This is a genomic window from Arthrobacter sp. Y3223151 (genome assembly GCF_059091125.1).
This window is the reverse complement of sequence record NZ_JBNHGI010000014.1, coordinates 55,235-77,683: the sequence shown is the minus strand read 5'-3', so window position 1 is coordinate 77,683 and position 22,449 is coordinate 55,235. Positions and strand designations below refer to the sequence as shown.

Annotated in this window: 22 protein-coding genes; 3 read left to right on the top strand and 19 right to left on the bottom strand. The window is 68.5% G+C overall.

Translation table 11 applies throughout. The annotated features are described in order from the left end of the window. Nucleotide 1 precedes the first annotated feature (1 nt). The 8 genes from AC5RUP_RS15515 to AC5RUP_RS15480 form a co-directional block, all read right to left on the bottom strand. The gene (locus AC5RUP_RS15515) at nucleotides 2-1,789 is read right to left on the bottom strand and encodes a DEAD/DEAH box helicase (protein ID WP_494154504.1); all 1,788 of its coding nucleotides are present in this window, start codon (nucleotides 1,787-1,789) and stop codon (nucleotides 2-4) included. Further along, the gene (locus AC5RUP_RS15510) at nucleotides 1,786-3,216 is read right to left on the bottom strand and encodes an MFS transporter (RefSeq protein WP_494158728.1); all 1,431 of its coding nucleotides are present in this window, start codon (nucleotides 3,214-3,216) and stop codon (nucleotides 1,786-1,788) included. Before AC5RUP_RS15510 ends, AC5RUP_RS15515 begins: the two co-directional genes overlap by 4 nt. Nucleotides 3,217-3,303: 87 nt before the next feature. Beyond that, nucleotides 3,304-3,612, bottom strand: a complete 309-nt coding sequence (locus AC5RUP_RS15505; protein WP_493979734.1) for a DUF3039 domain-containing protein — start codon at nucleotides 3,610-3,612, stop codon at nucleotides 3,304-3,306. A gap of 91 nt (nucleotides 3,613-3,703) precedes the next feature. After that, nucleotides 3,704-5,275 (bottom strand): transporter, encoded by a 1,572-nt coding sequence (locus AC5RUP_RS15500; protein ID WP_494158727.1) that lies wholly within the window; start codon nucleotides 5,273-5,275, stop codon nucleotides 3,704-3,706. Next, nucleotides 5,257-6,156: an ABC transporter ATP-binding protein gene (locus AC5RUP_RS15495; protein WP_494155092.1), complete on the bottom strand. Its 900-nt coding sequence runs from the start codon at nucleotides 6,154-6,156 to the stop codon at nucleotides 5,257-5,259. Before AC5RUP_RS15495 ends, AC5RUP_RS15500 begins: the two co-directional genes overlap by 19 nt. 48 nt (nucleotides 6,157-6,204) lie before the next feature. Continuing rightward, nucleotides 6,205-7,317, bottom strand: a complete 1,113-nt coding sequence (locus AC5RUP_RS15490; protein WP_494158726.1) for an NADH:flavin oxidoreductase/NADH oxidase — start codon at nucleotides 7,315-7,317, stop codon at nucleotides 6,205-6,207. Beyond that, a complete protein-coding gene (locus tag AC5RUP_RS15485; RefSeq protein WP_494158725.1) occupies nucleotides 7,318-8,280 on the bottom strand; it encodes a tetratricopeptide repeat protein in 963 nt (320 codons plus the stop codon). 79 nt (nucleotides 8,281-8,359) lie between these two features. After that, nucleotides 8,360-10,123 carry a DUF8094 domain-containing protein gene (locus AC5RUP_RS15480; protein ID WP_494158730.1) on the bottom strand — a complete coding sequence of 588 codons (1,764 nt, stop codon included), beginning with the start codon at nucleotides 10,121-10,123 and terminating at the stop codon, nucleotides 8,360-8,362. A 349-nt stretch (nucleotides 10,124-10,472) separates the two neighbouring features. On the opposite strand from AC5RUP_RS15480, the gene AC5RUP_RS15475 reads away from it, so the two are divergent. Further along, a complete protein-coding gene (locus AC5RUP_RS15475) occupies nucleotides 10,473-11,789 on the top strand; it encodes an AI-2E family transporter (RefSeq protein ID WP_494131802.1) in 1,317 nt (438 codons plus the stop codon). A 7-nt stretch (nucleotides 11,790-11,796) separates the two neighbouring features. Here AC5RUP_RS15475 and AC5RUP_RS15470 read toward each other — a convergent pair whose 3' ends face one another. Beyond that, the gene (locus tag AC5RUP_RS15470; RefSeq protein ID WP_494000114.1) at nucleotides 11,797-12,123 is read right to left on the bottom strand and encodes an Rv1322 family protein; all 327 of its coding nucleotides are present in this window, start codon (nucleotides 12,121-12,123) and stop codon (nucleotides 11,797-11,799) included. A gap of 98 nt (nucleotides 12,124-12,221) precedes the next feature. On the opposite strand from AC5RUP_RS15470, the gene nucS reads away from it, so the two are divergent. Together nucS and AC5RUP_RS15460 are read left to right on the top strand one after the other, a co-directional pair. Further along, nucleotides 12,222-12,917 (top strand): endonuclease NucS, encoded by a 696-nt coding sequence (gene nucS / locus AC5RUP_RS15465; RefSeq protein ID WP_494000115.1) that lies wholly within the window; start codon nucleotides 12,222-12,224, stop codon nucleotides 12,915-12,917. A gap of 322 nt (nucleotides 12,918-13,239) precedes the next feature. Continuing rightward, nucleotides 13,240-13,443 carry a cold-shock protein gene (locus AC5RUP_RS15460; protein ID WP_136787594.1) on the top strand — a complete coding sequence of 68 codons (204 nt, stop codon included), beginning with the start codon at nucleotides 13,240-13,242 and terminating at the stop codon, nucleotides 13,441-13,443. A 104-nt stretch (nucleotides 13,444-13,547) separates the two neighbouring features. Here AC5RUP_RS15460 and murA read toward each other — a convergent pair whose 3' ends face one another. From murA to atpB, 10 genes are all read right to left on the bottom strand, one after another. Further along, the gene (gene murA / locus AC5RUP_RS15455; RefSeq protein WP_494148850.1) at nucleotides 13,548-14,828 is read right to left on the bottom strand and encodes a UDP-N-acetylglucosamine 1-carboxyvinyltransferase; all 1,281 of its coding nucleotides are present in this window, start codon (nucleotides 14,826-14,828) and stop codon (nucleotides 13,548-13,550) included. 103 nt (nucleotides 14,829-14,931) lie between these two features. Beyond that, nucleotides 14,932-15,363: a DUF2550 domain-containing protein gene (locus AC5RUP_RS15450; RefSeq protein WP_493989254.1), complete on the bottom strand. Its 432-nt coding sequence runs from the start codon at nucleotides 15,361-15,363 to the stop codon at nucleotides 14,932-14,934. Between the two features lie 6 nt (nucleotides 15,364-15,369). Further along, a complete protein-coding gene (locus tag AC5RUP_RS15445) occupies nucleotides 15,370-15,666 on the bottom strand; it encodes a F0F1 ATP synthase subunit epsilon (RefSeq protein ID WP_493979723.1) in 297 nt (98 codons plus the stop codon). A gap of 5 nt (nucleotides 15,667-15,671) precedes the next feature. Beyond that, entirely contained in the window at nucleotides 15,672-17,135 is a 1,464-nt protein-coding gene (atpD, locus tag AC5RUP_RS15440; protein ID WP_494153810.1) for a F0F1 ATP synthase subunit beta, read from the bottom strand. Nucleotides 17,136-17,193: 58 nt separating this feature from the next. After that, a complete protein-coding gene (locus AC5RUP_RS15435) occupies nucleotides 17,194-18,087 on the bottom strand; it encodes a F0F1 ATP synthase subunit gamma (protein ID WP_494131807.1) in 894 nt (297 codons plus the stop codon). 71 nt (nucleotides 18,088-18,158) lie between these two features. Continuing rightward, nucleotides 18,159-19,796 carry a F0F1 ATP synthase subunit alpha gene (gene atpA / locus AC5RUP_RS15430; RefSeq protein WP_494000121.1) on the bottom strand — a complete coding sequence of 546 codons (1,638 nt, stop codon included), beginning with the start codon at nucleotides 19,794-19,796 and terminating at the stop codon, nucleotides 18,159-18,161. Between the two features lie 103 nt (nucleotides 19,797-19,899). Further along, on the bottom strand, nucleotides 19,900-20,709 hold the full coding sequence (locus AC5RUP_RS15425; protein WP_494092186.1) for a F0F1 ATP synthase subunit delta: 810 nt from the start codon (nucleotides 20,707-20,709) through the stop codon (nucleotides 19,900-19,902). Continuing rightward, nucleotides 20,709-21,257 carry a F0F1 ATP synthase subunit B gene (locus tag AC5RUP_RS15420; protein WP_494012425.1) on the bottom strand — a complete coding sequence of 183 codons (549 nt, stop codon included), beginning with the start codon at nucleotides 21,255-21,257 and terminating at the stop codon, nucleotides 20,709-20,711. Before AC5RUP_RS15420 ends, AC5RUP_RS15425 begins: the two co-directional genes overlap by 1 nt. Nucleotides 21,258-21,304: 47 nt before the next feature. Then, nucleotides 21,305-21,508, bottom strand: a complete 204-nt coding sequence (gene atpE, locus AC5RUP_RS15415) for an ATP synthase F0 subunit C (RefSeq protein ID WP_074701684.1) — start codon at nucleotides 21,506-21,508, stop codon at nucleotides 21,305-21,307. A 65-nt stretch (nucleotides 21,509-21,573) separates the two neighbouring features. Continuing rightward, entirely contained in the window at nucleotides 21,574-22,380 is an 807-nt protein-coding gene (gene atpB / locus AC5RUP_RS15410) for a F0F1 ATP synthase subunit A (RefSeq protein WP_493979717.1), read from the bottom strand. Nucleotides 22,381-22,449 lie beyond the last annotated feature (69 nt).

The following is a 22,449-nucleotide window of genomic DNA, read 5'->3' as shown; positions in this document are numbered from 1 at the left end:
GCTACTTCCGGCCGATGAACCAGTCCTGGAGCTTCTTCAGGCGCCTGTTCAGCTGCTCCTCGTTCGCCTGGGCCACCGGCGGGCCGCCGCAGACCCGGCGCAGCTCGGAGTGGACCACGCCGTGCGGCATGCCGGAGCGCGCCGACCAGGCGGACACGTTCTTGGCCAGCTGGTTGCGCAGTTCGGTCAGCTGCCGGTGGTCAACCACGGCAGGGGCCGGCTCGGGATCCGCGGCCCCGCCCGAAGGCTTGCGTTTGCGCGACTGCTGTTCCTGCTGGCGCTGGCGCAGCAGCATGCCCACCTGCTCCGCGTCCAGCAGCCCCGGGATGCCCAGGAAGTCCAGTTCCTCTTCGCTGCCGAGCTCGCCCCCGGTGCCGAACTCGGCGCCGTCGAACAGCACGCGGTCGAAGGACGCCTGGGAATCCAGCGCCTCGAACTTCTGCTTGGTGAGCGCGTCCGATGCCGACTCTTCCCGGTTGGCCTGCTCCATCAGGGCCTCTTCGGGAATGAAGCCCTCGTCGTTGTCCTTGTCCGGACGGTCCAGCGCGTGGTCGCGCTCCAGCTCCATCTGGTTGGCCAGTTCCATCAGGTTCGGCACCGACGGTAGGAACACCGACGCCGTTTCGCCGCGCTTCCGGGCGCGCACGAAGCGGCCCACGGCCTGCGCGAAGAACAGCGGGGTCGCCGTCGAGGTGGCGTAGACCCCGACCGAGAGCCGGGGCACGTCCACGCCTTCGGAGACCATGCGGACGGCGACCATCCAGCGGCTGTCGCCGGCGGAAAACGCCTCGATCTTTTCGGAGGCACCGGCGTCGTCGGAAAGGATGACGGTGGCGGATTCCCCGGTGATCTTCTTCAGCTGGCCGGCGTAGGCCCGCGCGTCCTCGTGGTCGGTGGCGATCACCAGCCCGCCGGCGTCGGGCACGGCCCGGCGGACCTCGGTCAGCCGCTTGTCGGCTGCCGCCAGCACCGACGGGATCCATTGGCCCTGCGGGTTCAGCGCCGTACGCCAGGCCTGCGCCGTGATGTCCTTGGTGACCGCGGCCTCGCCGAGCGACGCGGCGTACTCGTCCCCCGAACTGGTGCGCCAGCGCATCTGCCCCGAGTAGGCCATGAACATGACCGGGCGCACCACGTGGTCGCGCAGGGCGCTGCCGTAGCCGTAGGTGTAGTCGGCCCGCGAGCGGCGGATGCCGTCCTTGTCCTCGGCGTACTCCACGAACGGAATCGCCGCCGTATCCGAGCGGAACGGGGTGCCGGTCAGCGCCAGGCGCCGGGCGGCGGGTTCGAACGCCTCGCGGATGCCGTCGCCCCAGCTGAGGGCGTCGCCGCCGTGGTGGATCTCGTCGAGGATCACCAGCGTCTTGGCGGCCTCGGTCTTGGCCCGGTGCAACAGCGGCTTCATGGCCACCTGCGCGTAGGTGACGGCGACGCCGATGAAGTCGCGGCCGTGCGAACCGTCCGAGTTCTTGAAGTTCGGGTCGATGGCCAGCCCCACGCGCGCCGCGGCGTCAGCCCACTGGCGCTTGAGGTGGTCGGTCGGGGCGACGACGGTGATCCGGTTGACGATCCCCCGGTCCACCAGTTCGGTGGCCACGCGCAGCGCGAAGGTGGTCTTGCCCGCGCCGGGGGTAGCCACGGCCAGGAAGTCCTGCGGGGCCATGTCGAAGTACTTCTGCAGGGCCTCGGCCTGCCATTGGCGCAGTTTGGGGGCGGTGCCCCAGGCGGCCCGTTCCGGGTAAGCCGGCGGCAGCACCGGTCCGGCGCCGAATAGTGTGTCGTTGCTCATTTGCTGGCCTCCTCCCGTTGTTCCTGTCCGTTGTCAATCCGTTCCGCGCTGCGCCAGCCGGTGGCGATCCCGCCTGCCGCCACCACCGCCAGCACCAGCCAAATGACCACGTAGACGCCCACCGAGCCCGGGTTGTCCGGATCCCGCAGCAGCGCGAACAGTCCGCCCGCCCCGGCGGTACCCACCACGCCGCCCAGCTGGTCGGCCAACTGCAGCGACGCGGAGTTCCGTCCGCGCTCCTGGGGGGCGGACAGCTTCAGCACCATCACGGACGTGGTGGACAAGGCCATGCCCATCGAGAACCCGGCCAGCGCCCAGACGACGATGAGCGCCGCGAGCGGCACCGACGGCGCGGACACCAGCGCCATCAGCCCCATGCAGGCGGTCAGGATGCCGGATCCGATCACCAGCATCCGGTGCCGGGCGGTCTCGACGCGTGCCTGCAGCCAGGAGCCGATGCTCCAGCCGACCGCACCGGCCGTCAGGGCCAGGCCCGCGGTCGCCGGCGAGATGCCGTGCGCCGCCACCAGCATCAGCGGGATGAACGCCTCGGCGCCGAAGAACGCCAGGTTGATCAGTCCGCGGGTGGCGATCACGCTGGGCAGCCCGCGGCGCAGCCGCAAGGTGCCCGGCGGCATCAGCTTGGGCAGCGCCGCCAAGGCCAGCACCACGCCGCCGGCGGCCAGCGCGTACATCAGCACCAGCTTCCCGGCGGACCCGCCGGCGACCGCCTCGAACAGGGCCCACTGGGCCAGGAACACGCCGCCGGCCAGCATCAGGCCCCGCATCGCCTGCAGGCGCCCGCCGCGTTTGTCCGTGGTCGGGTTCTCCGGGGCTCCCACGCTGCCGGTCTGCGGCCAGATGACCAGCACGGCCAGCAGGAAGATCGGCGCCACGCCGTAGAACACCAGGCGCCAGGAAATGTACTGGGCGACGACGCCGGCGGCCAGCGGCCCCACCAGCGACGGCACCACCCAGGCCGCCGCCAGCCAGCCGAAGACCACCGGCTGCAGCCGCTGCGGATAGACCTGCCCAATGATCACGTAGACGGCCACGATCGCGAAGCCGCCGCCCAGCCCGGCCACGGCGCGGCCCGCGGTGAAGATCCAGAATTCCCCGGCCACCCCGGACAGGACCAGGCCGGCGACCATCAGCACCAGCCCCGCGGCGAGCGCCGGGCGCGGGCCCTTCGCGTCGCACCAGACTCCGGCCACCACGCTGGCCAGCAGCGAAGCGGTCAGGAACATGGAGAACGCCAGCCCGTAGGCGGACTTGCCCTCCAGGTCGGCCGCCACCACCGGCATCGCCGTCGCCACCGCCACCGCCTCGAACGCCGCCAGCGTGATCACCGTCAGCAGGCCGATGGTCAGCGGCCGGTAGGCAGCAGACATGGCGCCGGGCGCGCGGATGGCGGTGGATTCGGGCATCAAAAAACCAGGGCTGACTTTCTTGGCAGGCAGGGGGAAGCGCGGCGGGCACCGGACGCGCCCGCCCACGTGGGGAGGGAAAGGTTACTACTTCTTCTTGCCGGAATCGTCGCCGCCGGGGCGCAGGCCCTCGTAGATGGCCTTGCAGTCCGGGCATACCGGGAACTTGTTCGGGTCGCGGCCGGGCACCCACACCTTGCCGCAGAGGGCGATCACCGGTTCGCCGGACAGCGCCGACTCCATGATCTTTTCCTTGCGGACGTAGTGCGCAAAGCGTTCGCGGTCGCCGGGCTCAAGCTCTTCGCGGAGTTCTTCACGCTCGATCGTCGCGGTGGACCCGCCCGGGGTCTGCGGCGCGCGGGGGTCGTTTTCGAAAGGATCCGGGGGAAGACTCATGCCTCCCATCTTAACCCCTGAAACGGGAACGACGACGGCGGAGCCCGGCTCCCCCGTCGTCGTCGCCCGCCGCTGCGGCCGCGCCGGCGTGCTATTTGTTTTTGGCCACGGCCTGGAGGAGTTCCGGTGTCCGGCGGTCATACCAGCGGCCGCCCAGCTCGACGCCGACCACCAGCAGGACCGCCCCGAGCACGAGGCCGACGGCCAGCGCCAGCCAGCCCCACAGCGCGTCGCCGGTGAAGACGCCGATCAGCGCCAGCACCAGTTCCGGCAGCGAGAGCAGCACCAGCACGCCGAGGCCGCCGAGCTGGACCAGCATCATCCGGGCGGTCGACCCGGGCGGGGTCTTGAACGGGCTCTCCCCCGGCAGCGGCACGTTGTAGGTGTAGCGGGCCGAGACCACGCTGGACAGGCCCAGGCCGGTCAGCAGCACGCCGAGGGCCACCCCGGAAACGGGCGGCAGCAGGTGCCACCCGCCGATGAACACGAACGGCAGCACGGTCAGCACGACGGTGGCCGGCAGCGCGATCACCGCGCAGGCCGCGGCCCGGCCGATCCGGTCGGCCCGTCCGCTCACGCCGGTGGTGACGTGCAGCGCGAACGCCGTGTTGTCGTAGGCGATGTCCGCGGAGATGCCGAAGGACAGCAGGAAGGCGATCATCGGGCCCAGCCACAGCATGAAGGTGAAATCGCCGGTTTGCGAGAGGCCGAAGAAGACCGCCACCGGTATGAGCGGAATGGACACCAGGGACGCCCCGTAGCGGGGATCCTTGAACCAATAGATCAGCGCGCGCGCCGCCACGGCTCCGGCAGGGGTGCCGGGCATCCGGGAGAACCAGCCCAGTTTGCCGCCGGCTTTCCGGGACACGGCGTTGTACGGCGGGGTGACCAGCGCACGGGCCAGGCTGAGCTTCCACAGCCAGGCCAGCACGGCCAGGAAGGCCACCGCGATGAGCAGCCGGGCGCCAGCCGCGCCCCAGTTGCCCAGGGCCAGGTCGCCGGGGACGGCCCAGACCGCGCCCAGCGGCGACCAGGCCAGGCCCTCGGTCAGGGCCGGCAGGAAGTCCTGTGAGCTGCGGAACCCCTCGACGATGCCGACCATAATCGGTCCCAGCAGCACCAGCGGGATGATGCCGATGACGCCGCTGAGGTCCTTGAACCGGCGCGAGCTGGCCAGCGTCGTGGACGCCGACGTCGTCACGCGGGAGAGCACCACGCACGTCAGCGTCGCGACCAGGGCGCACAGGACGGCGGCCACGAGCGCTGCCGGGTGCTGCCACCAGGCGGCCGCGTGCCCGAGCGCGGCGACCAGCGTCACCACGCCCGGGATGCCGACCAGGCCGCCGATGGCGAGCCCGAGCAGCAGCTGGCGCATGGGCACGGCGTAGGTCACGAACCGGGCCGGGTCCAGCGTCATGTCCACGCCGGTGGCCATCATCGGGATCAGCGCCCAGCCCAGGAAGGCCGCGGAGCCGCCCAGCACCACCACCATGCGGGCCATGTCCGGCTCCGTGTAACTGAGGAAGAACAGTCCTGAAATCAGCAGGGTCAGCATGCCGATCGCGTACAGGCCGCCGAGGATCACGCCCACCAGCTGCCACGGGCTGCGTTTGAAGCCGTTGCGCAGCAGCGCCAGCTTCAGCCTTACGAGGTGCGCAACCACTCGAGCCCCTCCGCCTGGGTCCGTCCGCCGACCAGCTGGACGAAACGCTCTTCGAGGCTCGCGCCGGCGCGGACCTCGTCCACGGTGCCGGCGGCCAGCACGTTGCCGCCGGCGATCACCGCCACGTGGTCGCACATGCGCTGGACCAGGTCCATGACGTGGCTGGAGACGATCACCGTGCCCCCGGAGTCCACGTAGTCGTGGAGGATGTCGCGGATGTTCGCCGCGGAGACCGGGTCTACCGCCTCGAACGGTTCATCCAGCACCAACAGCTTCGGCGCATGGATCAGTGCGGTGGCCAGCGCGATCTTCTTCGTCATGCCGGCGGAATAGTCCACCACCAGGGTGCCGGCGTCGTTGGTCAGGTCCATGGCGCGCAGCAGGTCCGGTACGCGGGCGGCCACGGTCTCCCGGTCCATGCCCCGCAGCAGCCCGGCGTAGGTGACCAGCTGCTCGCCGGTCAGCCGGTCGAACAGCCGGACGCCGTCGGGCAGCACGCCCATCAGGCGCTTGGCCGTCAGCGGCTCGCCCCAGACGTCCACGCCGTGCACCCACACCTGGCCGTAATCCGGCCGCAACAGCCCGGTGGCCATGGAGAGCGAGGTGGTCTTGCCCGCCCCGTTCGGCCCGACCAACCCGTAGAAGGAGCCGGCGGGCACGTCCAGGTTGACGCCGTTGACGGCGATCTTGTCGCCGAAGCGCTTGGCCAGGCCGCGCACCGCCAGGGCGGGAACGGGGGCCTGGGCGGGCGCGGGGGCTTGGGTGGGTGCGGCAGCGGGCGCCGGGTACCCGTGCGGGGCGGCGCCGTCCGGCACCGGTACCGCGCTGCTGTTCTGCTCGTCCGGCTGCTGGACCGGTGGTTGTGATGGGTGCGAAGTCATGTGTCCACGCTAACAACCGGGGGTTCACCGGGACGTCATCCGCAAGGACTAATATTTCTCCGCCACCGCGGCACGCTCGTATTGCGGCGCCCACGCCAGTTCGTGGCCCAGTTCGACGGCGGCGCGCTGCCACCAGTGCGGGTCGCGCAGCGCCGCCCGGGCGAGCAGTACCGCGTCCGCCGAGCCTTCCCGGATGATGGAGTCGGCCTGCGCGGCCGTGGTGATGAGTCCTACGGCGCCGGTCGGGATGCCGGCCTGGCGCCGGATGGCGGCCGCGAAGGGCACCTGGTATCCCGGCCGCAGCGGGATGTTCGCTCCGTGCACCGCGCCGCCACTCGAGACGTCCACCAGGTCCACGCCGCGGGCAGCGGCCTGTTCCACCACGTCGGCCACGGCCTCCGGTTCCAGCCCGCCGTCCGACCAGTCGGAGGCAGAGACGCGCAGCAGCAGCGGCATGGCGTCCGGAATGACGCCGCGGACCGCCTCCACCACCTCCAGCAGCAGCCGGGCGCGCCCGGCGGCCGTACCGCCCCAGCCGTCGGTGCGGGTGTTGACCAGCGGCGAGAGGAACTGGTGCAGCAGGTAGCCGTGGGCGCCGTGGATCTCCACGGTGTCGAAGCCGGCCCAGACGGCACGCGCCGCCGCGTCGCGGAAGTCCGCGATGACCTGCCGGATGCCGGCCTCGTCCAGGGCGTCGGGCGCCGAGTAGCGGCCGAAGGCGGCAGCCGTCGGACCCACGGTCCGCCAGCCGCCCTCGGCGGGCGGCACGGAGCCGGATGTCGGGGCGAAGGGCGCGTAGGTCGACGCCTTGCGCCCGGCGTGGGCCAGCTGGATGCCGATCTTGGTGTCCGCCGAGCCGTAGCGGTGCACGAACTCCGTGATCCTGCCCCACGCCTGGGCCTGGTCGTCGGTCCAGATGCCGGTGTCCTCGGGACTGATCCGGCCGGCCGCGTCAACCGCTGTCGCCTCGGTGAGGATCAGCGCGGCCCCGCCGGCGGCGAACTGGCCCAGATGCATCAGGTGCCAGTCGTTAGGCGTCCCGGGCGCGTCCTCGCGCCGCACCGAGTACTGGCACATCGGCGCCACCCAGCCGCGGTGCAGGAGCTGCAGACCGCGCAGTTTCAGCGGCTCGAACAGGCCGCCGGCCACAGGCTGCGCCATTTAGAAGAGCGCCCTGGCCAGAGCCTGGCGTGCCTTGGACACCCGCGGGTCGGTGCTGCCCACCACGTCGAACAGCTCCACGAGGCGGGCCCGGGCGGCCTCCCGTTCATCCCCGGCGTGGCGGCTGATGAAACCCACCAGGCGGGCGAAGGCGTCCTCGACGTGGCCGCCCGAGATGTCCAGGTCGGCGACGGCCAGCTGGGCCTGCAGGTCGTCGGGCCGGTCGGCGGCAGCGGCGCGCAACCCGGCCGCATCGGCCCCCTGCAGCCGCTGCAGCAGCTGGACCTGGTACAGACCGGTGCGCGCCTCGTCGTCCGCCGGCTGCTCGGCCAGCGCCTTCTGGTACGCCGCGGCGGCGCGATCAAAGTCGCCGGCCTCGATGGCCTCGAACGCTTCCTGGTGCAGCGGCGGCAGCGGCTTCTCTTCCTCGGCCGGGGCCTCCCCCGCACCGGGCGCGGTGCCGGTGACGCCGTTGGCCTGTGCCACCTTGAGCAGCTCGTTGACGAACTGCCGCAGCTCGTCGGCCGTCGCCGCCCCCTGGAACAGCGGGATCGGCTGCCCCTTCAGGAGTGCCACGGCGGCCGGCACGCTCTGCAGCTGGAAGGCTTGGGCGATGCCGGGACTGGCATCGACGTCAACCCTGGCCAGCACAAAGCGGCCGGCGAACTCGTTCGCCACCTCCGCCATGGCGGAGGCCAGCTGCTGCGCCAGGTCGCTCCACGACGCGGTCAGTTCCACGATCACGGGGACCTGTGCGGACAGCTGGACGAGCGGCTGGAAGCTCTGCTCGTTGACCTCGACGATGTAGCCCGGAGCTTCGCCTTCACCCGCTGCCGGCGCGCCGGGGGCGGCCGGCATGCCTCCCGCCGGCGGCTGCGGCTTTTTCAGCGCGGACAGGTCGACGGCGCCGCGGAGGCTGACGGAAGACGGCGCGGGGCCCTGTCCTGGAGTTGGAGTGGTCATGACATCACACTAATACGTCTCGGTCGGGGTCCGGAATTTTGCCCGACCGGGCCGGCGGCGCGGCCCGGTCGGCCCGGGGCTACTTCAGTTCGGCGTCCACCAGGCCCTGAGCAACGCCCACCAAGGTGAGCCGGTCGTCGGAACCGACCGGCGGCACGTACAGGAAGACGGACTCGCCGTAGGTCACGTCCACGCCTTCCGTGGTGGAGTCTTCCCCGGCCAGCGCCGCGAACTCGGGCGAGAGTTCCACGGTGGCGCCGGCTTCGGCCGGCACGCTGCTCATCACCGACTCCATGTGGCCGAACACCACGGCGCCGCCGTCGGCGGTGCGCAGCGCCCGCAGCGAGCCGTCGTCAACGCTGCGGCTGAAGGAGATGTCCGCGTTTTCGTTGGATTCCACCTGGTCTTTTTGGAACGCCCGGATCTGCTCGGAGAAGGTGTTCTTGCCGATCGCGTCCTTGTGCTTGCCGTCGTCGAGGTTCTCCGCGACCATTTTCACCGCCGCCTGCGGCGAGTGCAGCAGGCCTTCCCCGGCGTCCGGCGCCACGGCCGGCGTCCCGGCGCTCTCGGTGGAGACCTGCGGGAAGGTGGTGCCCGGCAGCATCTGGAGCGCGCCCACCATCCGGTAGTTCGAGCGCGGATCCTGCTGCACCAGCACGATCACCTGCGGCACCGGATTGTCCTCGCCCTCCGTGACCGTCACGACCGTCCGCGGCCAGTCGGCACTCGTGCTGACCATCGAGGTCAGGATGGGCCCGGCAGCCACCGGGACGGGAGCCGCGGCCTCGCCGTTTTCAGCCCGCACCTTGTAGTTGGCCTCGCGGACCGTCAGGGCGGCCCCGGCGACCCGCGGCTTCAGCTTGCCGGAATCCCGCGCCGAGTCCGCGTCCGAGACCGCCTTGGCCACCGAGTCCATGATCCGGGTCAGTTGGCCCTCCAGCACCACCGGGTAGCCGGCGGCTTCCCCGGCGTCCTGGGACGGGGCGGCCGGAGAGGCTGCGTGGGCGGGAAGCACGGCGCCGGAGGCCAGGACCATGGCCGCGCCCGCCGCAGCGGCGGCGCGCAGGCCCAGCTTCGGGCGTTCCATCAGGGAACGGCGGCCCGCTGACCGGTCGCCCTGTTCGGGCTTTTCCAGGCCCGCGCCCCCGGGCACGGACTGGCCGGGACGGCCGGCCGGAACGCTGCCGCCGGACTGAGCCAGCGGGGTCGTTTCCGGGCCGCCTGCCTGCGGTCGGCCGCTGCCGCCCCGGGGGTCGGAGTCGCCGCCGGGGACGGGCCGGTTCGGACGGCGGGACACCACGGCCATCGCCACCCCGAGCACCAGCAGCAGGGCGCCGATGATCATCAGGGCCAGCGACCACGGCACCGAGGTGTCGTTCGGCCAGGTGACGGTCACCGACGTCGGTGCCGGCTCGGTACCGTCCGCGGCCAGCAGGATGGACCACTCGCCGTCGGCCGGGGCCAGCCACCGGTGCTCGAGGCTGCCCTCGGCCTGCTGCTGGCTCACCCACAGGTCGGAACCCGCCGGGTTCGGCACCTTGGCCTCGCCCTCGGTCACGGTTCCCTGCAGCTGCCCGTCCTCGATGCCGGTCAGGGAGGTGTGCGCCGCCTCTCCGACCCAGGCTTCGACGTCGCCCGCGCGGCCGACGGCCAGCAGGAACTCGCCGTCGGCCTCCACCGAAACGTCCACTTCTTCTTCGTGGACACCGAAGACTTCCGGTTCGATGACGGTCACGGGTGCGGTCGCATCGGCTGCCGTGTAGGTGGCCGAGGCGCGCTCGGGCGGTGCCCACACGGTCCGCTGGGCGATGCCCAGCGCGATGGCCAGCAGGCCGATCACCATCAGGGCCACTGAAATCTTAAAACGCACAAAAATACCAATCGTCGATCGCTGCAGGAAGGAAGGGCCGGAGGGACGCCCAAGCCTCCAGGGCCGGCCGGGGTGCCCGCCATCGGTCATGCTTTATAACCCTATGGTAACGAACCCTCTCGGCCGTCCGTGCGCGGCCGAACCGTGTGGTCCGCCGCGGACGGCCTTTTGCCCTTTTTGCCGTCGGCATCCGCTGCCACACCATACCGGACTGGTAGTCTTTCGCTCAGAATTGCCCCTATCCTGCGCCGTTGTTGCTTAGCGCGTGACAAGTGCACCCGCCCGCTGCTTCAGCGGCTGCAGGATGAAGAGAGGATGCTGCGTGAGCGAACCCCGGGATGCCCCCACGCCCGCCGCCGGCAACGGGTCGCCGGCCGAGGGCCAACCGGCCGACCTCGCGGCACCGGTCCCGAATCCCGCCGCGCCGGCCGGCTCCCCGGCCTCTGCGCCGGTCATGGCGGCGCGCCGGCATGCCGTGCTCGGCGCCCTCGGGCGCCTCGGCGCGTCGATGCCCCGCGCCCGGCCGCGCGTCCGCTTCCAGATGCCGCCCGAGGACGATTCCCCCGCCGCCGCCCGCGACGGCGCCGCAGGCACCGACTTCTCCCCCGCCCGGCACCCGATCCACTTCGGATTCATGGCCACGGTCGGCGTCGGTTTCGCGCTGCTGCTCTACTTTGTGCTGACCAACGTCGGTGAACTGCTGGCGTGGATCGCGGCGGCGCTCTTCATTGCCCTGGGGCTCGATCCGATCGTCCGCTGGCTGGAAAGCAAGGGGCTGCCGCGTCCGGCCGGCGTAATCATTGTGGTGCTGATCCTGGCCGGGCTGATCGCGGCGTTCATCTCCACGCTGATCCCGACCATCGTCAACCAGACCACGCAGATCGTGGCCAACGCTCCGCGCTATGTCGAGGACATCCTGAACTCGGCCTTCTTCCAGACGATCGATGCGCAGTTCCAGGTCCGGGAGCGCATCGACATCGAACTGGAGCGGTTTTTTGCCAGTTCCGAGAACGTCACGGGCATCTTCGGCGGCGTCCTCGGCGTCGGCAGCGCCGTGCTCCAGGGTGCGTTCGGGGCGCTGATCGTGCTGGTGCTTACGCTGTACTTCCTGGCGTCGCTCCCGGCGCTGAAGGTGTGGGCCTACCGGCTCGCTCCGCGGTCCAAGCGGCGGCAGGTGCAGCGCCTGTCCGAGGAGATCACCGGCAGCGTGGGCAGCTACGTGATCGGCCAGGCCTGCGTGGCCCTGATCAACGCGGCCGTGGCCTTTATCGCCATGACCATCGCGCAGGTGCCGTTCACGGCCCTGCTGACCTTTGTCGTCGGCCTGCTGGCCTTCATCCCGCTGATCGGGGCCGTGATCGCCGGCGGGTTCGTCTCGCTGGTTGCCCTGACCGTGGGCTGGCAGCCGGCGCTGCTGTTCGCCGTCATCTACTTTGCCTACCTGCAGATCGAGGCCTACTTCGTCTCGCCGCGCATCATGCAGCGCGCGGTGGCCGTCCCCGGCGCCGTGGCCGTGATCGCCGTGATTGCCGGCGGTTCGCTGATGGGCGTGCTGGGCGCCCTGATGGCCATTCCGGCCGCGGCGTCGGTGATGCTGCTGCTGAAGGACGTCTTCATCGTCCGGCAGGACCGGAACTGAGGCCGGCTCAGCGGTAGCGGAAACTGCGGGTCTGCCAGCAGCGCGGATGCCAGTGCCGCCGCTCGGCCAGCGCCGTCTCGCCGCCGAACAGCGAGTCGGCCTGCCAGGCGACCAGGTGTTCGATCCCCGGGCCGATCGTCCGGTTGCAGCCCGGGCAGGTGTACTCCTTGGCGGCGTTTGACGGGGTGATGCGCCGCACGTTCCATTCGCCGTCGGGCGCGTTCTGGCGCTCCGGGATGCCGGCGCGGGCGCGGTCCAGGTCCAGCTCGTTGGCCCGCGTCCACTTGCTGCTGCCGGCCCCTGAGCGGCGGCGCGGGCGGTTGGAACGGGGCATGCCACCATTCTGCCCCACCGGCGCGGCCCGGACCGAACGAGCCCGCCCGCCGCGGCACCGGACCGACCACGCAGCGGGCACCGGTAAAGTGGCCTACTGTGCGTCTTGTCATTGCCCGTTGCTCCGTTGACTACATCGGCCGCCTCCGCGCCCACCTGCCGCTGGCCACGCGCCTGCTGATGGTGAAGGCGGACGGCTCCGTCCTGATCCATTCCGACGGCGGTTCCTACAAGCCGCTCAACTGGATGAGCCCGCCGGCGAATCTCCGGGTGGCGGAGCCGGAGGCCGACGACGCCTCGTCGGGCGTCCGCGAAGTCTGGCACGTCCAGCATGCCAAGAGCGACGACCGCCTGGTGATCAGCATCCACGAGCACCTGCACGAATACAGCCACGACCTCGGCGTGGACCCGGGGCTGGTCAAGGACGGCGTCGAGGCCGACCTGCAGCGCCTGCTGGCCGAACAGATCCACCGCCTCGGCCCCGGCCACACGCTGGTGCGGCGCGAATACATGACGGCGATCGGGCCGGTGGACATCCTGGCCCGCAACGCCGACGGCGGGACCGTGGCCGTGGAGCTCAAGCGGCGCGGCGACATCGACGGCGTGGAACAGCTGACCCGCTATCTAGAGCTGCTCAACCGCGATCCCCTGCTGGCTCCGGTCAAGGGCATTTTCGCTGCCCAGCAGATTAAGCCGCAGGCGCGCGTGCTTGCCGCCGACCGGGGCATCGAATGCCTGACCCTTGATTATGACGAGATGCGCGGCGTGGACGACGCCGACTCCCGCCTGTTCTGACGCCCCGGGCGGGGTGCAACAGCGCCCGCTTTCCCGCCGCCGGTGCCGGGTTCGGCGCCCGCGGGCCGGTACTTAACCCCGCGTCGAACCCTTGCTTAATAAAAGATTGAATTGTCCTTTGTACCGTTGACCGCCCATGGGGCTTGTGTGATGCTTAACTCAGTCTTTGTGTAGGTGTGGTTTTCATGCTCGCAAGACGTGTTGCGAGTGTGAAGCTCCACGGCGTCCGGCCCGCAGGCCGTGTCGTTTGGATCTTCCACGGAGTAACCGGGTTGGTACGAGGTGTGCCGGCTTGTTTTTGTTCCACGATGAGGAGATGTAAATGGCACAGGGGACCGTTAAGTGGTTTAACGCGGAAAAGGGCTTCGGCTTCATCACACCGGATGAGGCCGACGGCGACGTCTTCGTTCACTACTCTGAAATCCAGTCGGGCGGGTTCAAGACCCTCGACGAAAACCAGCGCGTGAGCTTCGAGATCGGCCAGGGCGCCAAGGGCCCCCAGGCCACCGGCGTCACTGTCATCTAGCTTCGGCTTGGCAGGGCGGGCCGTCCACGGCACCGCACCGCACACAGAACCCCTCCGATGCCTTCGGAGGGGTTCTGTGTTTTCCGGCGTCGGATCTTACGGCGTCAGGCGGGCAGCTTCGGCGGCCCCAGCCGGACCACGTCTCCGCCCAATGCGCGCAGGCGCTCGTCGAACCGCTCGTATCCCCGGTCAATGTGCTCCACGCCGTGGACCTCGGTGGTGCCGTCGGCCACGAGCCCCGCGATCACGAGCGCGGCGCCGGCTCGGATGTCGTTGGCCTCGACCGGGGCGCCGGAGAGCTGCGGCACCCCCTTGATCAGCGCGTGGTGCCCGTCCAGCCGCACCACCGCTCCCAGCCGGGCCAATTCGGAGGTGAAACCCCAGCGCGCCTCGAACACGTTTTCCGTCACCATGCCGTGCCCGTCGGCCACGGCATTCAGCGCGACGACGAACGGCTGCAGGTCCGTGGGAAATCCGGGGTACGGCAGCGTGGAGACGTTGATCGGCCGCGGGCGCTCCGGTCCTTCCACCGTGAAGCCGTCGTCCCTGCTGGTAATCCGGCAGCCGGCCTGTTCCAGCTTGTCCAGGACCACGGCCAGGTGGCCAGGATTGGACCTGGCCACGTCCACGGTTCCCCCGGTGACGGCAGCGGCGAAAGCCCACGTCCCGGCAACGATCCGGTCCGGCACGGTGCTGTGGCGCACGGGCTGCAGGCTCTCCACACCGGTGATGACCAGCGTGGGCGAGCCGATCCCTTCGATCCGGGCGCCCATCGAAACCAGCAGGTCCGCGATGTCGGTGATCTCCGGTTCCCGCGCCGCGTTGTCGATCACCGTCACTCCCCGGGCCAGGGTCGCGGCCATCATCAGGTTTTCGGTGGCGCCGACCGACGGATACGGCAGGCGGTGGTGGGTCCCGTGCAGCCCCTGCGGCGCCTTGGCCACGAGGTAGCCGTGGTCGATGCTGATGTGGGCGCCCATCTGTTCCAGCCCGGCCCGGTGCATGTCCAGGCCGCGGCTGCCGATGGCGTCTCCCCCGGGCAGTGCCACTTCCGCCTGCCGGCAGCGTGCCACGAGCGGGCCGAGCACGGAAATGGAGGCGCGCATGGCGCGGACCAGGTCGTAGTCTGCCTGGTGCGCCGGCGCGGCCGGGACGTCGATGTGGACGCTGGCGGCGTCGACGTCGTAGTCCACCGCGCAGCCGAGCCGGCGCAGCAGTTCCGACATGATCCAGACGTCCTGGATGTCCGGCACATTCGTGATCGTGGAACGGCCCTGGGCCAACAGCACCGCGGCCATCAGCTTCAGGACGCTGTTCTTGGCGCCGGGAACCTCCACCCGCCCGTTGAGAGAGCTGGGGCCGTGCACCACGATCACGTTCTCCATGAAAACCATCCTACGGTTGGGGCGGGACTGTGCCGGTTATGAAGGGCTGTGCTGGTTAAAAGGCGGACGGCGCGGCTCCGGGGAGCCGCGCCGCAGATTAGTCTCAACGCCAGGTGCCGATGCCGATCACCGGCCCCGCTTCCAGCCAGGACGAGAGACCTGCGTAAACGTCGAAGGTCATCGCCATCGACAGATCCTGTTTTTCGTGCGTGAGCATCACGACGATCGCACCGGGCTGGATCTTGGCGCGCTCGGTTTCGGTCGGCTGCCGCCAACCCTGCAGTTCCAGCGAACTGCGCCGGAACCGGTAGCGCGGCTTGGGACTCAACGACAGCAGGCGCAGCCATTCCAGGTGCGTGTCCGTATAACGACAAACCCCCATCTGCCAGCTGCCGGGCAGCATGGCGATGGAGGCGTCGAAGGTGCCGAGGGCGCGCCGCAGCTGGTAGCGGCGCACCCCGAAGGCGACCAGTGCCAACACCAGCAGCAGGAAGACTGCGGCCAGTATGGCGAACGTGACGTCGAGACCGTTCACCGGCGGCTAGCGGGTTCCCGCCGTAGCCTCGTCGCCAACCGTCGCATTGTCTGCGACGATGACGACCCGGTTGCTGTCGACCGAGAAGAACCCGCCGTCGACATTCACGTTGATGCGCTCACCGGAGACCGGCTCGATGGCCAGCTCGCCGGCGGCCAGGACCGCCAGCACCGGGCTGTGCCCGGGCAGGATCCCGATCTCGCCGTCGCTGGTCCGCGCCCTGACCATTGTTGCCGGGCCGGACCACACGAAGTGGTCCGCGGCAACAATCTCAACTTCCAGTTCAGCAGAAATATTAGCCACAGGCCTTACTTCCCGGTCTGTTCCTGGATCTTGGCCCACTGGCGCTCCACGTCGTCCAGGCCGCCAACGTTGAAGAAGGCCTGCTCGGCGATGTGGTCGAGCTCGCCGTCGCAGATGGCCCGGAAGCCCTCCACGGTGTCCTTGATGGAGACCGTGGAACCCTCGACGCCGGTGAACTGCTTGGCGGTGTAGGTGTTCTGCGACAGGAACTGCTGGATGCGGCGGGCGCGGGCGACGACGATCTTGTCTTCTTCGCCCAGTTCGTCAATGCCGAGGATGGCAATGATGTCCTGCAGTTCCTTGTTCTTCTGCAGGATCTGCTTCACGCGGACCGCGGTGTTGTAGTGGTCCTGCCCGATGTACTGCGGATCCAGGATGCGCGACGTCGAGGTCAGCGGATCCACGGCCGGGTACAGGCCACGCGAGGCGATTTCACGGGACAGTTCCGTGGTCGCGTCCAGGTGGGCGAAGGTGGTCGCCGGAGCCGGGTCGGTGTAGTCATCCGCGGGGACGTAGATCGCCTGCATGGAGGTGATCGAGTGGCCCTTGGTGGAGGTGATGCGTTCCTGCAGCACGCCCATCTCGTCGGCCAGGTTCGGCTGGTAGCCCACGGCCGAGGGCATGCGGCCCAGCAGCGTGGAGACCTCGGAACCGGCCTGCGTGAAGCGGAAGATGTTGTCGATGAACAGCAGCACGTCCTGCTTCTGCACATCGCGGAAGTACTCCGCCATGGTCAGGGCGGACAGGGCCACGCGCAGACGCGTTCCCGGCGGCTCGTCCATCTGGCCGAACACCAGGGCGGTGTCCTTGAGCACGCCGGCTTCTTCCATTTCGACCCAGAGGTCGTTGCCCTCGCGGGTACGCTCGCCAACGCCGGCGAACACCGAAGTACCGCCGAAGTTGCGGGCCACACGGGTGATCATTTCCTGGATCAGCACGGTCTTGCCCACGCCGGCGCCGCCGAAGAGGCCGATCTTGCCGCCCTTGATGTACGGGGTCAGCAGGTCGATCACCTTGATGCCGGTCTCCAGCATCTCGGTGGAGCCTTCCAGCTCGGCGAAGTTCGGTGCCTTGCGGTGGATCGGCCAGCGCTCGGTGATTTCCAGCTGGGATGCTTCGACGTCCAGCGGCTCGCCCAGGACGTTGAAGATGTGGCCCTTGACGCCGTCGCCCACGGGCACGGTGATCGGGGAGCCAAGGTCCTGGACCGTAGTGCCGCGGACCAGGCCGTCGGTGGCCTGCAGCGAGATCGCGCGGACCAGGTTGTCGCCCAGGTGCTGCGCGGTCTCGAAGGTAATGGTGCGGGTCTCGCCGTTGAGGGTCACCTCAGCGGTGAGGGCGTTGTACATTGCGGGGATTGCGTCCGCCGGGAATTCGACGTCGACAACCGGGCCGATGACACGGGCGATACGGCCGGTAGCGCCCGTAGCGACGGAACCGGTTCCGTGCTCGATGGTTTGGGCAGTCATCTTTCTCACTTCTCAGTTTCGATGGCGTGGTTATGTGTGCTGTTGCTGCAGGGACTTATCAGGACGCCGCCAGGGCGTCCGCGCCACCGACAATCTCGGTGAGTTCCTGCGTAATCTCTGCCTGGCGCGCGTTGTTGCGCAGACGGGTGTACTTCTCGATCAGGTCCGTGGCGTTGTCGCTGGCCGACTTCATCGCGCGCTGGCGTGCCGCCAGCTCGCTGGCGGCGGCCTGGAGCAGGGCTGCGAAGATGCGCGACTCGATGTAGCGCGGCAGCAGTGCATCCAAAACCTGCTCGGGCTCCGGCTCGTACTCGTACAGCGGCAGCAGATCGGTCTCTGCGGTGGCCTCTTCTTCCACGACTTCCAGCGGCAGCAGTCGGATGACCGCGGGCTCCTGGGTAACCATGGACTTGAAGCGGGTGTAGACAATGTGGAGCTCGTCTACGCCACCGTCCTCATACGGCGTGTTGAAGTCGGAGAGCAGTGCCTCGCCGATCTCGCGGGCGGTCGCGAACTCAGGAGCGTCCGTTCCGCCCGTCCAGACCTGCTGGTACTGAATGTTCCGGAAGTCGAAGTAGGCCTGCGCCTTGCGGCCGACCAGGTAGTGGCGGACTTCCTTGCCTTCTCCATGAAGCAGCTCGGTCAGGGCCTGGGCCTGCTTCAGCACGGACGCGGAGTACGATCCCGCTAGACCGCGGTCGGAGGTCAGCACGAGCACGGCGGCCCTGCGGATCTGCTCCGGCTCGGTGGTCAGCGGATGGTCGATCTCGGACTGCGAGGCCACGGCAGAAACGGCACGGGTGATCGCATTGGCGTACGGCAACGAGGCCGCGACGCGGCTGCGGGCCTTGCCAATGCGTGAGGCGGCGATCAGCTCCATCGCCTTGAAGATCTTCCGCAGCGACGAAGTCGATGCGATCTTCTGGCGGTAGACCCGAATCTGGGCTCCCATACTCTTCCTTTCCTCGTCCTCGGCGGCCGGACGGAACCCTCAAGTGGTTCCGCCCGGCCAACGAAGATGAATTAGCGCTTCTGCTTGACGATCTGTTCCTGGGCGACTTCGTCTTCGGCCAGGGGGTCGTACTCTTCGTGGCCGGCGCCGACCAAGCGGCTGTCGCCCTCCCCGAAGAAGCCCTGCTTGAAGTCCACGATCTGCGACTTCAACTCGTCCACGGTCGAATCCTCGAGCAGATTCGTCTGGGCGATCGTCGTCAGCACCGAGCTGCGGTGCCGCAGGTGCGAGAGGAACTCGGTCTCGAACCGGGTGACGTCCTCGACCGGAACATCGTCCAGGTAGCCGTTGGTGCCGGCCCAGATGGACACAACCTGGTTTTCCACCGGGTACGGCGTGTACTGGCCCTGCTTCAGCAGTTCCATGAGGCGCGCACCGCGGGTCAGCTGCTGGCGCGACGCCGCATCGAGGTCCGAGGCGAACATGGCGAACGCCTGCATGTCGCGGTACTGGGCCAGGTCCAGCTTCAGCGTGCCGGAAACCTTCTTCATGGCCTTGACCTGTGCCGCACCGCCCACGCGGGAGACGGACACGCCGACGTCCACGGCGGGACGCTGGTTGGCGTTGAACAGGTCGGACTGCAGGAAGATCTGGCCGTCGGTGATGGAGATGACGTTGGTCGGGATGTAGGCCGAGACGTCGTTCGCCTTGGTCTCGATGATCGGAAGGCCGGTCATCGAACCCGCGCCCAGCTCGTCGGAGAGCTTGGCACAACGCTCCAGCAAGCGGGAGTGAAGGTAGAACACGTCGCCCGGGTAGGCTTCGCGTCCCGGCGGGCGGCGCAGCAGCAGCGACACGGCGCGGTATGCTTCGGCCTGCTTGGAGAGATCATCAAAGATGATCAGGACGTGCTTGCCGGAGTACATCCAGTGCTGGCCGATGGCCGAACCGGCGTAGGGCGCCAGGTACTTGAAGCCGGCGGGATCGGAGGCCGGGGACGCCACGATGGTGGTGTACTCCAGCGCACCCTTGTCCTCCAGGGTCTGGCGGACGGCGGCGATGGTCGATGCTTTCTGGCCGATCGCCACGTAGATGCAGCGGACCTGCCGGTTGACGTCGCCGGACTCCCAGTTGGCCTTCTGGTTCAAGATGGCGTCGACGGCGATGGCGGTCTTGCCGGTCTGGCGGTCGCCGATGATCAGCTGGCGCTGTCCGCGGCCGATCGGGATCATCGCGTCGATGGCCTTCATGCCGGTCTGCAGCGGCTCGTGCACGGACTTGCGCTGGGTAACGCCCGGAGCCTGCAGCTCCAGTGCGCGGCGCTCGTGCGATTCGATCGGGCCCTTGTCGTCGATGGGAAGGCCCAGCGGGTCCACGACACGGCCGAGGAAGGCGTCGCCGACCGGTACGGACAGGATCTCACCGGTGCGGTGAACTTCCATGCCTTCTTCGATGCCGGTGAATTCACCGAGGATCACCACGCCAATTTCGCGGGTGTCGAGGTTCTGGGCCAGGCCCAGGACGCCGTTCTCGAAACGCAGCAGTTCGTTCGCCATGGCCGAGGGAAGACCCTCGACACGGGCGATGCCATCGCTGGCGGTGGTCACGTGGCCGACTTCGACCCGCTCGGCGCTTCCGGGTTCATAGGACGCCGCGAACTCGTTCAGCGCATTGCGGACGTCGTCGGCGTTGATGGTCAATTCGGCCATCTGCAGTCCCTGCTCTCCTGTGTTTATGATCATCGCGTGGTGCGCGACGACCGGTGTGTTTTTCAGTCTGTGTGAGGCTTCCGGCCCAGTCTCCGTGAGGAGGCTAAACCGCGAGACTCCGGCGGAGCTCGGCCAGGCGGGAGATCACGGACGCATCCACGACCTCATCCCCGACCATGACCCGCACGCCGCCAACCAGCCGTGGATCCACGTTGAAGTGGATCCGCAGCTCCCGGCCGTACAACCGGTTGAGCCCGGTCTGCAGGCGGCTCATCTGTTCGCTGGTCAGCGGACGGGTAACGCTGACCTCCGCGATCCAACGCTGCTGGCGCTTGGCCACCAACTGGATGAACCGCTCTACCAGAGCCGTGGGCTTGATGCCGCGCGGGGCGGTTACCGCCTGCCGGATCAGCAGCTGTGCCACGGGACCCGCGGCCGGCACCAGCTTCAGTGCCAGCGCCGATTTGGCTTCGTCCGAAGCCTGGGGTTCCAGCAGGGCACGCTGCAGGCCGTGGTCCGACCCGACAATGCGGTTGAACGCGAACAGGTCCCTCTCCAGACCTTCGAGTCCGTCAACACCCTGGCCCTCTGCGACTGCGACAGCCGTCGTGGCCGCCAAGGTCTCCAAGGCGTCCCCGATGTCGCGCGCGGAGGCCCAACGCGCGGCAGCCAACGAGGTTGCGATGGCCCGGGCATCCGCCGAGACCTTCCCCTCGAGGAGGCGGCCGAACATGTCGGCCTTCTCGCTGCTGTCGCGCGCCGGATCGGTCAGGGCACGGCGCAGACCGGCATTGCTGTCCAGCAGGCCCAGGATCCCAAAGAGTTCCTCTGCCAGGGACAGCGAAGCGGTGGGAAGCTTAGCCTCCAGTTCCTGCTGTGCCGCTTTCAGTGACTCGCTCGATACACCGGCCATTATTTAGCAGCACCTGCACTCTGAGACTCAAGGTCGGCGAGGAAGCGGTCCACGACGCGGGCAGCGCGTGCGTCGTCGTTCAGCGACTCGCCGACAATCCTGCCGGCCAGTTCGGTGGCCAGGGTGCCGACTTCGCTGCGCAGCGATGTCACGGCCGCCTGACGCTCTGCATCAATCTGGACCTGGGCCTGCTCGCTGATGCGTGCAGCCTCTGCCTGGGCCTTTTCCTTCAGCTCCGCCAGGATCTGGGCGCCTTCGGCGCGGGCGTCCTCGCGGATGCGGTTGGCTTCCGCGCGGGCGTCCATCAGCTGCTGCTTGTACTCGTCCAACGCAGCGCTGGCTTCGGCCTGGGCGGCCTCCGCCTTGGCGATCCCGCCCTCAATGGCTTCGGTGCGCTCCGCATACGTCTTCTCGAACGCCGGAACGACGAACTTGGCGACGATGTACATGAGAATCGCGAAGCCGATCAGCGTGACGACGATTTCCCAGACGTTAGGGATCAGAGGGTTTGCACCCTCCGCGGCGGCGAGGATCATTGCCTGATTCATATCTCACCCGTCCTATCTACTCGGTGTGGATGGTCCGCGTTGCCCTGTTAGAGGACGAACGCGAACACCAGACCAAGAATGGCCAAAGCTTCAGTCAGCGCGAGACCCAGGAATGCGATCGGCTGCAGCACGCGCTGTGCCTCCGGCTGGCGGGCAACGCCGTTGATGTAAGCAGCGAACACGAGGCCCACACCGATGGCACCGCCGATAGCGGAGAGACCGTAACCGACGAGGTTGATATTGCCTTCCATTATTTTCCTTTCAAGATGCCCCAATGGGCAGGTTGTTGGTTCAGGTTCTTCCCCAGCGGGGAAATTTAGTGTTCCTCGGCCAGGGAGCCTTGGATGTAGATCGCGGTCAGCAGGACGAACACGTAAGCCTGCAGGACCTGGATCAGGATTTCGAAGAAGTACATGCCCACGCCGCCGGCCAGCGTCAGGATGCCCAGCGGCTTGAACCAGAAGTCGGCATCCATGATCAGGAATTCGGATCCGGCGGCAGCCAGCATGATGATCAGGTGGCCGGCCAGCATGGTGGCGAAGAGACGCAGGCTGTGCGTGACCGGGCGGACCAGGAAGGTGGAGATGATCTCGATGAGGACGACCAGCGGGAGGATCGCCTTCGGCACGCCGGACGGAACGACGGCGAGCTTGAAGTAGCCGATGCCGTGCTTCTTGATGCCCAGGACGATCCACGTGATGTAGACGACGCCGGCCAGGGCGTAGGCCGTGCCCACGTGCGACGGGGTCGGCAGCTGCAGCAGCGGAATGGAGCCGAAGAGGTTGTTCACCAGGATGAAGAAGAACAGTGCCATCAGCAGCGGGACGAACGGCCTGAAATCGCGCTCACCGATGATGTCCTTGCCCACCGAGTTGCGGACGAAGTTGTAGCTCATTTCGCCCAGGTGCTGCAGCTTGCCGGGAACAAGCTGGCGGCGGCGGGAGGCCGCCACGAAGAACCAGGAAATCAGTGCGACGGACAGCAGGACCAGCAGCATCTGCTTGCCGAAGCCCTCACCGTACGGGGCCATCCACGGGAGAACCTCCGGTAGATGCATATCTTCGAGGGTCGGTGGGACGAAGCCACCTTCATCAGCGGCCGCCGGAAGCGCAAGCGCGATCAACGCGTTTCCTCTCTGCAGTGTCCATCTTTGGGCGTTTCAGGGTGGGTCGCCATCGAGGCAGGCCACCAT